Annotated in this window: 15 protein-coding genes; 13 read left to right on the forward strand and 2 right to left on the reverse strand. The window is 32.4% G+C overall.

Annotation, left to right across the window (positions count from 1 at the left end):
• Positions 1 to 46: 46 nt before the first annotated feature.
• From BW936_RS05070 to BW936_RS05085, 4 genes are read left to right on the forward strand one after another with little or no spacing between them, the layout of a single operon-like run.
• Positions 47 to 1285, forward strand: coding sequence for a hypothetical protein (locus BW936_RS05070; protein WP_076547206.1), 1239 nt, complete (start codon positions 47 to 49; stop codon positions 1283 to 1285).
• Complete coding sequence (locus BW936_RS05075) at positions 1258 to 1938, forward strand: condensin complex protein MksE (RefSeq protein ID WP_076547207.1); 681 nt, start codon at positions 1258 to 1260, stop codon at positions 1936 to 1938. Before BW936_RS05070 ends, BW936_RS05075 begins: the two co-directional genes overlap by 28 nt.
• Entirely contained in the window at positions 1928 to 5224 is a 3297-nt protein-coding gene (locus BW936_RS05080; protein ID WP_076547208.1) for a rhoptry family protein, read from the forward strand. The genes BW936_RS05075 and BW936_RS05080 overlap by 11 nt, the downstream gene beginning before the upstream one ends.
• Entirely contained in the window at positions 5217 to 6155 is a 939-nt protein-coding gene (locus tag BW936_RS05085) for a hypothetical protein (RefSeq protein WP_076547209.1), read from the forward strand. Before BW936_RS05080 ends, BW936_RS05085 begins: the two co-directional genes overlap by 8 nt.
• An 80-nt stretch (positions 6156 to 6235) precedes the next feature.
• On the opposite strand, the gene BW936_RS05090 is transcribed toward BW936_RS05085, so the two are convergent.
• Positions 6236 to 6895, reverse strand: coding sequence for an N-acetylmuramoyl-L-alanine amidase family protein (locus BW936_RS05090; protein ID WP_084181982.1), 660 nt, complete (start codon positions 6893 to 6895; stop codon positions 6236 to 6238).
• Positions 6896 to 7060: 165 nt separating this feature from the next.
• Between BW936_RS05090 and BW936_RS05095 the strand changes: the two genes are divergently transcribed.
• Genes BW936_RS05095 through BW936_RS05130 form a run of 9 tightly spaced genes read left to right on the forward strand, consistent with a single transcriptional unit; the run spans position 7061 to position 13923 of the window.
• Positions 7061 to 7348, forward strand: a complete 288-nt coding sequence (locus tag BW936_RS05095; RefSeq protein WP_076547211.1) for a hypothetical protein — start codon at positions 7061 to 7063, stop codon at positions 7346 to 7348.
• Complete coding sequence (locus BW936_RS05100; protein WP_076547212.1) at positions 7348 to 7653, forward strand: hypothetical protein; 306 nt, start codon at positions 7348 to 7350, stop codon at positions 7651 to 7653. The genes BW936_RS05095 and BW936_RS05100 overlap by 1 nt, the downstream gene beginning before the upstream one ends.
• Positions 7650 to 10049: a TraG family conjugative transposon ATPase gene (locus BW936_RS05105; protein ID WP_076547213.1), complete on the forward strand. Its 2400-nt coding sequence runs from the start codon at positions 7650 to 7652 to the stop codon at positions 10047 to 10049. The genes BW936_RS05100 and BW936_RS05105 overlap by 4 nt, the downstream gene beginning before the upstream one ends.
• An 18-nt stretch (positions 10050 to 10067) precedes the next feature.
• Positions 10068 to 10694 carry a TrbJ/VirB5 family protein gene (locus BW936_RS05110; protein ID WP_208611106.1) on the forward strand — a complete coding sequence of 209 codons (627 nt, stop codon included), beginning with the start codon at positions 10068 to 10070 and terminating at the stop codon, positions 10692 to 10694.
• Positions 10694 to 11533 carry a hypothetical protein gene (locus BW936_RS05115; protein ID WP_076547214.1) on the forward strand — a complete coding sequence of 280 codons (840 nt, stop codon included), beginning with the start codon at positions 10694 to 10696 and terminating at the stop codon, positions 11531 to 11533. The genes BW936_RS05110 and BW936_RS05115 overlap by 1 nt, the downstream gene beginning before the upstream one ends.
• A gap of 6 nt (positions 11534 to 11539) precedes the next feature.
• Positions 11540 to 12154 carry a conjugal transfer protein TraK gene (locus tag BW936_RS05120; RefSeq protein ID WP_076547215.1) on the forward strand — a complete coding sequence of 205 codons (615 nt, stop codon included), beginning with the start codon at positions 11540 to 11542 and terminating at the stop codon, positions 12152 to 12154.
• 5 nt (positions 12155 to 12159) lie between these two features.
• Complete coding sequence (gene traM, locus BW936_RS05125) at positions 12160 to 13005, forward strand: conjugative transposon protein TraM (RefSeq protein WP_317042876.1); 846 nt, start codon at positions 12160 to 12162, stop codon at positions 13003 to 13005.
• Positions 12926 to 13126: a conjugative transposon protein TraM gene (traM, locus tag BW936_RS20215; RefSeq protein WP_449405326.1), complete on the forward strand. Its 201-nt coding sequence runs from the start codon at positions 12926 to 12928 to the stop codon at positions 13124 to 13126. Before traM (BW936_RS05125) ends, traM (BW936_RS20215) begins: the two co-directional genes overlap by 80 nt.
• Positions 13123 to 13923: a DUF4138 domain-containing protein gene (locus BW936_RS05130; RefSeq protein ID WP_076547216.1), complete on the forward strand. Its 801-nt coding sequence runs from the start codon at positions 13123 to 13125 to the stop codon at positions 13921 to 13923. Before traM (BW936_RS20215) ends, BW936_RS05130 begins: the two co-directional genes overlap by 4 nt.
• Here the strand turns inward: BW936_RS05130 and BW936_RS05135 are convergent.
• Complete coding sequence (locus BW936_RS05135) at positions 13913 to 15127, reverse strand: site-specific integrase (protein WP_076547217.1); 1215 nt, start codon at positions 15125 to 15127, stop codon at positions 13913 to 13915. The genes BW936_RS05130 and BW936_RS05135 overlap by 11 nt on opposite strands.
• Between the last annotated feature and the right edge of the window lie 284 nt (positions 15128 to 15411).

Raw genomic sequence — 15411 nt, forward strand, 5'->3', positions numbered from 1 at the left:
GGCAAAAGACTAATATGAAAAATTAATTCCAGAGAAAAATGATGGATTGATTCTTCTGTCTCTATATGTAAAATATAAGGATAAAGACTTTACAGAAGAGAATATTATTACAACTATTACCAAAGTTTTCAAAGACCAAGGCAATGAGAGTTCTCGGACAGAATACAATAGGAACAATTCAATAATACTTAGGTTTCAAGAGTCTTTCTTGTGGCGTAATGCCTCAAAAAAAACCTACCAATTCAAAAAATATGGATTAGAGCTTTGTCAGAATATTGAGAAACGATTAATCGAAAAATATAATCCTGCCAAAATTAAACGATTTTTTGCTGAGTTACATAAAAGCCTAACAGAAAACATTGAAAACAATAGAGATTTTAATGAATGGATAGAGGACCATTTTGACATAAGACTACCAGAACTTACTTCTCAAATAGAAATACTAGACCAGCAAGTAAACGAATCTGTAAAAGATTTTAAAACTGGAATAAATTCTGAAGACCAAGACATACTCAATGCTTTAAAAGAGATTGAAATTCGTCTAGAAGTCATAAAAGAACAAGCTTTTGAACTTAGAAATGCATTTCAAATTTCTTACGATATCGATGACCTTTTGATTGGTATTCTTGAAGAAAATAAAGGGCAAGATACCACTTCGAATATCCTTAGGGTTCAGAATTTTCATGATAATTCTAGAAGTCAATTAGAACAAGTTAGTAAACGAATCGAAAAAATAAAACCAAGAATAAGAGAGTTTATTTATGATTTCAACAAAAAGAATTTTGATAGAAAAACTAACAAGTTCATTAATTATCTTTTACAATATTCTATTGTAGGTAGTTCTAAAAGCATCCTACTTCCTGATAACCTTCCTAGATTAATCATAAAGTCTACCGTTCACAATCCTAAATTTAATGTTATACCCAATAGGCAAATAAGCCCGAAACTACCTATGGAGGTAACTAAAAGAGAAGTCGATATAGTTAAAAGAAAAGAAGTGCTTAATAAGACCCTAAAATGGAAGCAAGATAAAGAGAGAATAACTTATTGGACTAAGTTGGCATTTCAAGAGCTAGAAGCAAAAGGTATATTGGATTTTACACCTTTCTTTTTTAAAGTACTAAAAGATGACCAACTTACAATTGCGGTCAAAACAGCTCATAATATTATCAGAAAAAATAGTACGTATGGGAATAAATATAAAGTAAAAGTTAAAAAAGAATCGGTGCATGACACCTCAAAAAAAGGAATATCCTTATGGCAGATGACGCTACAGAAAAAATAGAAACATATAGTTTTCTTCACGATAAAAAAGCAAAAAACATATTTGCAAAACTTGACTACACGCTAAGAAATGGTATTCACATTCAACGAGAATATCCTAAAAACGTGAACCTCTATCGATTCTTGAACGACTCAGACAACTACGAATCACTTAAAGATTATTATAAAGATTTTTTCAATTTAAATCTTATAAAAGAAGGCAGCGATTTTAATAGTTACTATTATCTCAGTTTAAATGAAGACGGCAAAAGCAATGTTCCTTCTGACAGTAGAGATTATTTAAGAAGTGAGTATATAATTATAGGCATGTTGTTCTTAAAAATGTTCAAATTGGATGGAAACATTGAATTAGAAAGCGTTTCTGAATTTACAGCACTACTTTATGAAGAATATGAGGAGCAGAAAAATGCACTTAGGAAATTGATAAACGACAATTCTTCTGATAAAAGTACAGATTTGGGAGACAAAAGGTTTGAAACAGTAATAACTAAGTCTTTTGAAAAATTCGGTGATTTAGGATGGTTAATGTGGGATAGAGAAGATGAAAAGAACAAGTTTAAGGTTATGCCATCCTTTGAACGCTTACGCATTATCTATCAACCACAAATTGAAACAATTGACGATTTAATAACTGAAGTAAACAATGCAAAATAACTATCCTCGTATACATAGCCTATCTACCATAGGTGTTAAACAGCATTTTAATGCTGATTATCTCTTTCATCCATATAGAACTGACTTTAGTGGTGAAAGCGGTAGTGGAAAGAGTATGATTGCTGATATGATACAGTTGATTCTTGTCGGCTCAAGTGAATTCAAATCGGCAACCGAAGGAAATAAGCAAAGAGACGTTAAAGGGATGTTGATTTCTCAAAAAGGTAATTCATCATCAAGAGGTTATATTTTTCTGAACATTGAAGTTAAACCAAAAAACTATTATGTAATTGGTGTTTATATTGAGGGTACAAGTAATGCAGCAGAAATGTTTATTATTCAAAATGGTTATGATTGGGATGATTTGATAGCATTAGATAGACCTGTTCTCAATAAAGATTTAATTATAGATAACAAGGTTGAAACCTTAAAAAACCTTTGTGAGAAGGTTGAGTTCGCAAGAATGAAATTCTTCAGACGAAAGAACTACCACAAAATCCTATATAACAATGATATCCTGTCCTTAGACTTAACCAAAGACGAAACACTTAAAACATATGCTAACATTATAAGGTCTTTTTCGAGAGGGAAAGGATTCAAAACAGAATCTGAAAATTTAAAAAAATTCCTTTTTGGGGACGATGAACAAAATGCGATATTGAATAAATATAATGAAGAAGTCAATAATATTAGTAATGACTTTCACGAGCATAAAAGGTATTCTGACGAAATAAAATTAATAAAAGAAAAGCAAGTTTTATTAAAAACTGTATTAGAAAAACAGAAAGAATACAAATCCATCTATGCAGAATATTTTACTAAAAAATTCAATTACTGGAACAGTTTCAAAAAGACAACGAGTATAGATAAACTGAAATTAGAAACAGAACTAAGTGAGAAAAAAAATGAACTTCATTTTGTGGAGAATGAAATTTTGAGATTACAAATAAATGATCTACAAGAGCTTTTAAATACGAAGGATAAAGTTGTAAAGCTAACTGAGAAGGATAAAGATAAAAATGACATAGCCAAACAATTCTTAAACATCAGTCAGACCAAACTACAAATAGATATCACAGAAAAATGGCTGGCATCCTTCAACAATAATATAGAAAAAGTAGATAAATGGTTTTCTTCTCAAAGAGAAGAAAATGACAACAAATTAGCTTTACAAAAATTCCTAAAGCATCTCTCTACTCATAAGATTCTAGATGCTTTTGAGAAGTCTGATTGGTTGATAGATTATCAAAAAGAAAATAAAGAGTATCCAAAAAAAATTGACAAGCTAGAAAAGGAGATTACAGAACTAGAATCGTTATCTAAATTTTCAGATTTAAATAATCCTGAATCTTTAGTAAACTGGGCGTTAGATAATTTAGAATTCCCGCTATCACCATCTTTAGAAAGTGTTTTAAAATATTTTCAAAAATACGGCAAAATTAAACCGTCAGAAATTAAATCTAACAGATATGTTCCGTTTCCAGAGCAACTGTTTCAGAATATAAATTCTAACATTAAAGATAAAAATAAAGAAGGCTTTTGGCTGAACCTAGACGGCGTATATGAATTCATAACGTATTCAGAACATCAAGTTCTCAATGTTGAGAATCCAAAGGACATAATAAATTCCCTATCTGATTATAAGGAAGGAATTGAAGAAAAATTATCTAGGTGTATTGCAGAAAAGAAGAATGAAGAAAGCTTGAAAAATTTGTTGTTTGAATATACAAATCTTGAAAAGCACATTGAACTTTTCAAAAGAAAGGATAAGCTATTGAACTTCAAAATTGACGATAGCTTAAAAGTCCTTACCAAGGATTCCTTTAATCTTCATTTGGAAGCATATAAGAATAAGGACGATATATTAAAGCAATACGAATCTTTGCAAAAACAATTTGAGGAATTTACAAGCAGAAAAAGTCTATTAGAAGGATATCAAAAAACAATAAAAGAATTAGAGACCAATCTTTTTGAAAATAAGACTTCTGTAAATACACAACATATATTAGAAAGAATTACTTCGGATAAACAACATCTGGTTGAACAAGAAGAAATCTTAAAAGAAAGGAAGTTTGATAATAAGTTATTTCTAAAGGCTAGAACCAAAGGTGTTATTACGCCAAAACTACTTATTGAGTTAAAATATGAGCTTTCAGGTAATATAAAAGAGTTTAAATTAAACATCGAAAAAAAAGAAGCGCAGCTTTCTGTAGCTGAACAGGAAATAGAACAAACAAAAGAATTAAATGAGCAGCTTTTTAAATCGGAAATTAAGTTTAAAAAGAATATTGAAGAAACCGTAAATCCAGATATTGGCGGACACAATTCTTTTCAAAATAAGGCTAATAGAGCACAACAGGCTTATACTGCATATTTAAAGATAATTACTAAAGACCTTCCGTATGATGAAACTGCCTCAATTGGGCAATTAGCTAACTATCTTTTACCAACTGTATTTCCTTCATCAAAAGTGGATGAAGATTTAATTTCAAATGATATAGTGGATAGATTAAGTAAGCTAACTCAAGATATTCAGGAAATCGGCTCTAGAAAAGTAGATATAATAGGAAGTGTTTTTAACGATGTTTACAATGTTTATCGAGGTTATTTAACTAAAATTAATGACATTAACGATTATCTAAAAAAAGACAACAAAGAAATTACCGGAGGTAATAAAGCATCCTTGACGTTTAAAAAATCCATTCATTACCCAGAGAATTGGCTCAGTACTTTTAGAAAACAGCTTCAAAACCAAATGAACTATACAGGTCTTTTTAGTGACCTTCGAGACGAAATTGATATCAATAAAATGATGATTAAAGCATTTCAAAAACTTGGTGGAAGTACTAAGGTTGAACCTGAAGATTTAATGAATCCAACCTCTTATTTCGATTTGGTTTTTGAGTTAAAACTCGAAAATGAAGATGTTAATTCTGGTAGTAACGGTCAAACATACGCAGCAAATGCTTTATTGTGTTTGGCTAGGTTATCTCTCATTGAAGAAAAAGATAAGGATGGACTAAAAATTATGCCAATCGATGAAGCAGAAGGACTAGGAAGTAATTATGATATGCTTCATGAATTGGCAAAAAAAGAAGAATATCAAATTATTACTATGGCTATTGAGACCGCAGGGGAAATTACTCATGATGGGCAGTATATTTATATTATGAATGAAAATAACTTGGCGAATGTCGATAGTTTTGTTCCACCTCTTGGAATATTTTCTGATGACGTAACTGAAGACATCGAACAATACATACAATCATTATCAGATAATGAATAAGAATATTACTTGGAAAGAATTAAAAGCTCTTGATGATATATATCGTTTTAAGAAATCGCGAGCTATCATTCAAAGTCATCCGTACATTAAGCACCTTATTTATGAAAAAGGCATTCTAGACTTAAAACCAGATAATATAAAGGTTATAATTTCTACTGATAGATTCGAAGAATTCTATGAAAGGGAATTTAAAAAACCTTATGAAGAAGCTAAAAGGTTTCTTATCGAAAATGAAATCAAGCCTACCGCAAATAAAGCCTTCACATTTGAAGAAGTCAGAACTCTTATGTTCATTGCAGAGAATAAAGTAGAACTTAGAAATAACCCTACTACAATAGAAGATTTTTCAAATGAATTTTTTGATATTTCAAAATACCTTAAAAATAGAAAAAGCGTAAAAGATGCTGTATTCAAAATATTGAATATTCAAAGGTTTTCTTTAGATGAAAAAGTAAATCAATGGCGTTTAGTTGTCGATAATAAAAACCCTAAAGGGGTAATAATGTGCGAGAATAAGTCTTATCTCAAACAACCTTGGATTGCAGAAGAAACACAAACTAAATTATGGTATGTAGGCGGAAATAACATAGCTATTATTGATGATATAGATGAATCCGACTTGTCAAAACCCATCTACTATTCTTGTGATTGGGATTTAGCTGGATTACAAATTTTTTCAAGAATAAAGGCTAAGCTCAAAGAGCGAAACAAAAAAATTTGCCTTTTATTTCCAAATGAACCACATAAAAGAATAAGTACCTATATACCTTATCACGACAGTCATTGGAGTTTAACAAAAACTTTATCAGGACTGATATTGGAAGATTTTACTAAAAAGGAACTAGAGCTTATTAAATCTCTTATTGATAAAGAAGAATGGATTGAAGAAGAATCATTTGATATTATTAAAATGATTAAAGACGTTCTATAAATCCTTCTTTCCAAAAAACAGTTTGTACAATTCAATTATAAATTTCTTAATCAACTTAAAAATTTAAATACTGAACTCTTTCATAATCCAGTATTTAAATAGTTAGTAATCCCTATTAAAACTGCCAGCGCCATAGCCTTGATATTTTTTGCTTCCAAAAAATAATCAGCTTCATCAGTATTGGTCATAAACCCCATTTCCACAAGTACAGAAGGGCAATGTAGAATAGTTTCCCTTAATACTTGAAAATTGGCAACCTTCACACCCCGTTTTTCAAAACCAAGTTTTTGAGTGCTTTCTGTCAGAATTGAAACACCAAATGCAATTGCAGTTTTGTTGTTTGGATTTTCGGAATTATGTACATAAACCTCAATACCTCTAGAACTGTTTTGAGAGGCATTACAATGTAACGACACGAATACATCTGCATTTAGTCTTTTGGCCAATCGACTTCTATCGGATAGTGAAATGAGTGTATCGGTATATCGGGTCAGATAGATGTCTAATTCATTATCAAAAAGGGATTTGTTCAATTTTAGAATCTCTTCAGCAATATTTAGAACCAGACCCTTTTCTTGAATGTTGTTTATTCCAATTGCGCCTGAATCAATTCCACCATGCCCAGGATCAATTACAATGACTTTTTTTTGACCATATCCTAAACACATTTGCAGCAGTAAAATCGCAAAACTGACGTTTTTGAGCTTCCTTAGGTTTAAAGATATTTGAGTTATTAACATACGAACTTCATTTTCTCATACAATTTGATGCGAATTTGAATCATTGAAAATCAATTGGTTATAATTAATATTTTATTAACAAACTACTGGTAATCAGTGATTTGAAATGCAATATACAGTATTTTTCGAATAACGAAATCCAACAAATTTTAAATTAATTTCGATATGAAAAAACAACTGTATCTAACCGTAATTTTATTACTAATTTCCAAAACGATTTTTGCACAAATTGGAGGCATTGAAGATTCTGTAAACGATGTTTCCGATACCGTTCGAGCCATCTTTCCCATCATCTTAGGAGTCATCTTTTTAATAGGTTTTCTATTTAACGCAGGTCATTTCTTTGGAGAAAATGCAGACCTTAAAAAAGGGATTACTCGCGTATTAGTCTTTGTGCTAATAGCAGGAGCTGTGGTAGGCATCTTTACTTACCTAATTGGAATCGTAGTGTAATGAAACGTTTCGAGATTTATAAGGATATTCGAAAGCGAGCAATGATTATGGGATTACCCATTTCATTGTTTGCTTTACAGATGACATCGGTAATCGGGTCGTTATTATTTATCATTTTTTCCTTCAGTTTATTGGTCATCATTTTGGTGTTTCTATTCAACGGATGCCTATACGTGGTATTAACACAACTGACCAAACATCCTGCTTTACTGCATTTCAAAAAAGTATTCCCAATAAGTATCAGTAACAAAAAGGCCTGCATCGCAGGCATTTTGGTAAACCATGATAATGCAAATAAAATATGAATAGAATTAACCTTTCTGTATACCATCCCATTCTGAGTATAGAAAATCACATTGTTTTTGCTAATAATAGCAATGTGGTACTGTGCTATAAAGCAGAGTTGCCGGAAATCTATTCCCTATCGGAAAAAGACTTTGAGGACTTGCATGGTTCCTGGTTTAAGGCTTTTAAATCGCTACCTATAAGTACCGTAATCCATAAACAGGATATTTACAAGAAAAGCAACTATAAAGCAGACAAGCTTCCTAATGAAAGCTTTTTAGAAAAAGCCACATTCAATCACTTTAAAGGACGAGAATGTTTAACCCATGAATCCTATCTATTTTTTATTCTTCCGTTAGATAAGGCACTGAACGCATCCAAGTTTACTAATCCGTTTCGAAAAGTTGAAAAAGGTATCCATAAGCAATTGGATCATCATGTGAAGGAATTTATTGCTTCTGTAAATGATGCCGCGTCCTTTATCAATAACAGTCGAAGGGTGTCCCTGAGACAATTAAAAGAGAATGAAATTTTAGCGCTTACAGATGCTTACTTCAATGGTTTTAATGAAGGTTTTGATACCGACATTCAATTGAAGAAATCCGATATAGAAATTGGAGATAATCATTTTGATGTACTGGCCGTAAATAGTGAACTCTGTTTTGGAGATGCGGTACAAAGCAGCAAGACCAATGATAAATTCACATCTGATGATTTTGTATTTCATCAAGGGTTTATTGACGGATTAGGACTAAACCTAAACGAGAACCATATTATCAATCAAATTCTTTATCTGGATGACAAACACAAATGGAGAAAATTACTGGATAAGAAAATTGAAGAACTCAGCAAAAGCTCCAATTTCGGAACCCAAAACAAGGTCATTCAAAAGAAAATTGAGGCTATTGTTGCTAAAATTAATGAAGACGACAGTTCAAGAATTATACGTGGGCATCTCAACATTACTTTCTGGTCGACGGAAGCCGAACAACTAAGTCATATAGCTTCAAAGATAAAAACCGAATTCAAGGAATTGGATATTGTACCTTATTATCCAAAAGGAGAAGAACGTAAGCACTATTTTTTAAATTCCTATTGCTGTTTTACTTCCAATTTCTCTAATGACGATTTATATGTTACCGATTTAAAACATGCGCTGTGTCTGTTTATCAATAACAGTAATTATAAATCAGATGAACAAGGTGTCATTTTTAATGACAGGCAGTATAATATTCCAGTGCTTAAAGATGTTTGGGATGAACAAAAGAAACGCATAAAAGCTAGAAATTTTGCCATTTTCGCACCAACAGGTGAAGGAAAATCTTTTCTAGCGAATAATATACTCCGACAGTATTTTGAGCAACAAGTACGACTAGTAATTATTGACCTAGGAGGCTCGTATTCTAAGTTCGCCAAGCTTTATCCTGATGACCATATTATTCTACGTTACGAGCAAGGAAAAAATCTAGGAATAAATCCATTTTATATTTCCAATGAAGCAGATTTAACTCCTGAACGCTTGGAGGACTTATCCATATTCCTTCTGGAACTTTTGGCAGAAGGCAAAGTATCAAAAGCCAAAGAAGTAGCCTTAAAGAAGGTACTACGCTATTATTATAATAATAGCATCGATGATGCCTCATTGGCTTCCTTGTATCAATTTATAGACGATAAAAAAGACACCCTTGTTCAAGAGCTTAATATACAGGAAGAGCACTTTAGTGTTTATAATTTCTTGCATATTCTTTCGGAATATGTAGATGACGGATTGTATAGCTTTCTGTTTAGCATTAGTGAAGACCAGACCTATAAGATTGAGGATAAAAAGATGATTGTCTTTGAATTGGATGAAGTTAAAGACAATAAAGAGATTCTTTCCGTGATGCTCAAACTTATCAAGTCAGCCATCCAACGTACCATATGGAGAAACCGTTCCGAAAGAGGTATCATCCTATTCGATGAGTTTGCCAAACAGCTCAAGTTCGATAATGTACTGGAGAGTGTAGAATTCTACTATCAAGCTATTAGAAAACAAAACGGAGCGATCGGTATCATTCTGCAATCCATCAATCAATTGCCTAATAACTCCACTTCCGCAAGCATACTGGAAAACACGCAGGTCATTTATAGCCTACGAAATGAAAAAGGCTATGAAGAATTAAAAAACAGGTTGAATCTGTCCAGTCATGATTTGAACCAATTAAAGTCCATTCGAAACAATCTGACGGGAAATAGAAAGTATACAGAGATGTTTATCAAAATCGGGAAAGAGAGTAACATCTTTCGATTAGAAGTTCCTAAAGAAGTCTATGCAGCTTACCTCACCGACGGTAAAGAAAACGACCGCATAATACGGATTTATGAGAGGACAAATAATATGGAAGAAGCTATTAAAACATTCATTAAACAACTATAAATCTTAAAAACGAAAATCATGAAATCAAAGATTCACGAATACCAAAACAAATTTTTAGCAATGAGTAAACACAAAATCAAAATTCTAGTATTAGCACTAACCTTTGCTTTTTTATTGCCGAGCGGTGCCACTGCCCAAGGAATGCCGGTATATGATAACACGAACTTTATCAGTTTAGCCAAATCACTTATTGAATCAGCAAAACAGACCTCACAATTACTGAAGACCGTACAATTCTTAAAAACTCAAAAAGAGAATATTGAGAAGGTCAATAATGTAATTCAGCAGTTAAAAGCAGTTCGGGAATTGGCTAGAAACAATCAAAAGTTATTTGATATTGTTCAGGACGACCTACGAGAAATTCTCAATTCACCTTATATCAAACCTGATGAAGTCAATCGAATTTCAGAATCCTTCAATGCCATTATAGAGAACTCTTTAGAAGGTTTGGACTATATAGACCAAATTCTGTCTAACAACAACCTTAAAATGACCGATGCCGAACGTGCTGAAGTTCTAAAAGGAATGGAACAGCAATCCAAGGAAATGGTGGCAGAAATAGAAGCCAAAGCCAGACGTTATCGAGAAATTATTGCTTTTCGCGAAATGCAGGATAAAATCAATAACAGAGAAACTAATTATTAATGGCAGGTATTTTTTTAGGCATAGGATTGGAATACGTTGATGCAGTTTTTACCACCATCAAGAATAGTGACTTTTCTCAATACACCATTACGGGAATGAAGACATTGGCTATACTGTTCTTTCTTATCAATATCCTAAAAAAGTACAATGAAGGCGTTGCCAATAACGAAGGGTATACTTGGGGATTGACCCCTGCGGAACTAGCAAAGAATTTTGCAGTGGTCATATTAGTTATTTTTTCAACACAGGTATTGAGCGTTTTTGACACTATTTTGGTGGCCATTGAAACCCAATACCGAGACACGGCTCCTGCGCTCCTCCCGTTACAAATGCAAGACATCGATTTGGAACAGGATGTGGGCGCATTGGAAGCCGCCAAAAAAGCAATGGCCATGCTATATGAAGCATTGGTAACACCGTTGTATGGATTAAAGATGCTGGCTTTCATTGCTGGGATATTCCTATGGTTATTGGACTTGTTTATATACCCATTATTTCTAGCGGAACGATATTTTTTACTAGGGATTATGCAAGCCTTTTTCCCTTTGGTCATTAGTCTTGCTGTGTTTGAAAAATTTCGCTCATTGGCCTATAATTTCTTCAAGCTATATGCAGGAGTTTATATGCTAGTGCCTGCGTTTTTCCTAGTGAATGTTTTTGTAAATAACCTTTATACAGAAATCAATACCAATTTTTGGAATAGCTTTTTTGGAACGGATTGGGGCAGTAGTTTTTTTGCGCCCTTACTTCAGTTTGGCTCTATAGGATTTATAGTGCTACTAAAATTTAAACTCTATCGCAGAGCTACATCATTTGTATTCAAATTATTTACCTCCTAATCAATTATGAAAACACCATATCAAAATATTTACAAAGTACTACGCCTAAATCGATTTATTGTTTTGGTTGTAGTTATTGGAGCTGTACTTACCTGTATTACCTCCATACTCTTTGTGATAAAACTTCACAAAGAAACAATCAATAATGCCTTTGTGGTCAATACAGATGGGAGTGTAATACCGCTTAAAATGGTACAACAGCAAGAAAATCTGGAAGTAGAAATATTATCGCATTTAGAGCTGTTCCACACCTATTTCTATCATATCGATGCCAGTAACTATGAAAAGAATCTGGAAAAGGCTTTATGGTTGGGAAACAGTTCTGTTGATGCTTTGTATAGACAGAAAAAAGCAGATGGAGTTTTTAACCGATTACTGCAATATTCCTTAGTTCAGAAAGTATTAAAAATTGAATCGAAGATTGATATTCAACAAGAAACTTATCGCTTTGAAACAACTGTCATTTTTGAAATCAACCGTGGATCTATAATCGATACTTACGAATTAACCACATCAGGAAATATAATCCACGTAGACCGAAATTTTCCAAAAAACACTCATGGACTTTTGATTACCAACTTCTTTGAAAACAAACTTAAAAAGATCCATAATGGACAGTAGAAATTATGAAGCCCATAATGGGCATTAAAAATATCACGATCATGAAAATTGAAAAGAATAAAATCGTTTTTGCTCTGGTTATTTTGTGTGTAGTGCTTTTTATTGGAGCATACTCGGTAATGACATTTGGAGATAATGAAGAACCAACCATTGAAAACAATCAAATTCCTGTTCCGGAATTGGAAGATGAACAAAAAGAATATGATTCCAAATTAGAAGCGTTGGACGACTTAAAAGAAGTACGACAGACCAACGTACCCAGTATCTATGATGAGCGTCTGTTGGACTCTACAGGGGTATACGATCCTGATTTATTGGATAAAGAAAAGATGCGGATTGTAGATAGTATCTATAATGAAGGACGTATTAGTTATTCAGACAGAAGTTATAGAAAATCAAAGGTTAAAAGTGAACCGATAATATCTCAAAAAGATTCCATATTAGAAATTGACACAAAGGAAAAGGATATAGTTTCAAAGGAATTAGGCTTAGAACATCAACTGTTTTTTGCTTCGAACCCCGTTGAAAATGAAAGTTTAATTAATCAAAAAACTGATCCCTTTATTTATGTTCGGGTGGATGGCACACAAACGGTACGAAATGATTACCGTTTGCAAATGCGCCTGACCAAAGATGCAGTTATTAATGATGTTACTGTTCCAAAAAACTCATCTATCTATGGTTTTGTAAGTTTTAAGCCCAACCGCACCATCATAAAAATTGAGAATATCAATCACAAACCTGTAAAGCTAAAAGCCTTCGACCTTCAGGATGGTAGTGAAGGGATCTATATCGAAAATAGTTTTAGAGCCGGAAGCCAGACAAGAAGTAGTCGGAGATATTGTAGATGACATCAATATTGTAGGTGTTCCTCAAGTAAGTGGTATCAAGAAGATATTTCAACGTAATAACAGAACGGTAAAAGTTACCGTAACCGATAGTTATCAACTCATCCTAAAACCAACACTATGAAAACAATTATCCTAATCATACTAACAGTATGCTCAAACTATATAATAGCACAACAAACTTTAGATACCATTTATGCCAACGATAAAAAGAATGTGGCTCTGTTTTTTCCAGAACCTATTCGACAGGGCATAACCGGAACTTCTAATTTTGTCTTTACCTATAATCGTGAAAAAGAACAATATTTTGGATTGCTGCAAGCTACTCCAGGAATGGAAAGCAACTTGTTAGCTGTTACAAAAAAGGGTCAAGTCTATTCTTATATTTTAAAATATAAAAAGCGGCTTACAAAACTGAATTATTTCATTACCCAAAAAGAAAGTATTGGGTGCGAACAACCCAAGGAAGTAAAACAAAATCCAATTACCAAATTACAGAATCCTTACGAAGATAGAATCGCTTATTTTGAAAAATTTAGTAAGTATTTATTGAAATCAAAATATGAGGTTATAACTACCAAACGAAAGAAAGGTGTCAAGTTGCAATTACAAAAAATAGTTTATAATGCCTCAGAAGTTTATATGGTATTGGAAATCAAAAACAGTTCTGAAATAGATTTAGAGATTGATTATCTGAATGTTTACAGGACTAATGGAAACAAGAAACGCAAAGCTTCTTTTCAGAGATTAGAACAAAAAGTGATTTATCAACATAGCATGCCTAAACAAGTTAAATCTGGAGAGAAAAAGAGATTTGTTTATACACTTCCAAAATTTGTTCTTGGGGATAATGAAAAATTACAGATTGAATTAAAAGAATTGAAGGGGAATAGAAAGGTTACTTTAAAGGCTAAAAATTAACAACGCTATCCAAAGCATCATCAGCTTCTTTATGAATAAAATTAGCTTGATAATTTAGTGTTGTCTTTAGGTCGCTATGCCTGTATAGTTTTTGCAACATTAATGGGTGAATAGTATCTCCTGCGATATTTCCAAAACTATGCCTTGCAATATGCATTGTAAGTTTCTTTTTTATTTCCGCCTTTTGAGCAATTGATTTTAAACGATCATTGAATTTTTTGTTAGCTGTTTTAATTTTATTATAGACATCTTTAGCATTGCTTAAATCTGCGAGCTTCAGTTCAGGGAAAATAAAATCATCAGAGCTTCTTTTATCTTTTTCATAGTAACTTAAGATTGAAAATATTTTATCAGGCACTTTTAAAGATAATAGCTTCGAATTTTTACCCATTCTATAATGAAATCGATTATCATAAATGTCTGACCAACGCGTTCTTAAAACATCTGAAACTCGCATACCCGCAAAATTAAAACTGTACAGCCAAATATTTCTGGCATGTATTTCTCCAAAGGTCAAATTATTTAAGGCTTCAATCTTTCTTATTTCTGATATGGTTAAACCAACCTTAGTAGTTTCGGGAAACTTAATTCGTATTTTGTCAGAACCGAAAGGGTAAAGATCTTTATCAGCCATCTTTAATTTAATGGCTCTATTATACAATAACCTAACAAGTACTAGGATGTTCATAATTGTGGTATCCGACAAGGAGTATTCAGATTTAAGAGATACCATAAGTTTTTTTAGAAACCGTTCATTAATTTCTTGAAAAGACAGCTGTTTTGATTTGTGAAACTTTAAAATAAATCCAACCCAGGCTTTATCAGATGATAGTCTATTTAGTTTGTTTGACCTTTCCAAATCATCAAGGTGTTCTTGAGCTAATTCAAAAAATGTTGAATTACCTTGAGGATTATAAATTTCCTTTTTTATTTGATTGGCTGAGGCATCCTTTTTATCAGACTGTAAGGCAATTAAAGCTTTGTTGGCTTCAGATAATTTTTGTGTTAATAAACTATTTAGACTAGTTGAATTAAGATGAGACTTTCTAACACGAATGTTTTTTTCATCCCAATCTTCTAATTCAATATAGTGTCCAACATATTGGTAAGTTGAACGGCGATTTTTTGTGATACGAATAGCTAAAGGATATAGTCCCTCTTTATTCGGTTTCTTTCGTAAAATTATCTTTGCATTTGATGACATAATTGACCTGTTTTTCTCACGAAAGTCAAACCAGGTACAACATAGGTACAACATAGGTACAACATTCTAAAATGAATGCTTTTCTTGTTGGAAAGTCACCCTAAATATACGGATTTATTAGACTTTCTGGGTACAACATAGGTACAACAAATGTTGATTTTAATTGATTTCGTTTGATTTTAGATAAAATTGAAAAACACATAAAACATTGAAAATGAGTTGTTTTGTGTTTCTTTGGTCAAAGGTACGCTAGACTTAGGATCTAGTGCCTTGCGGTGTGAGAG

Origin of the sequence: Maribacter ulvicola (assembly GCF_900155985.1) — a bacterium.
In the GTDB taxonomy this organism is placed as follows: domain Bacteria; phylum Bacteroidota; class Bacteroidia; order Flavobacteriales; family Flavobacteriaceae; genus Maribacter; species Maribacter ulvicola.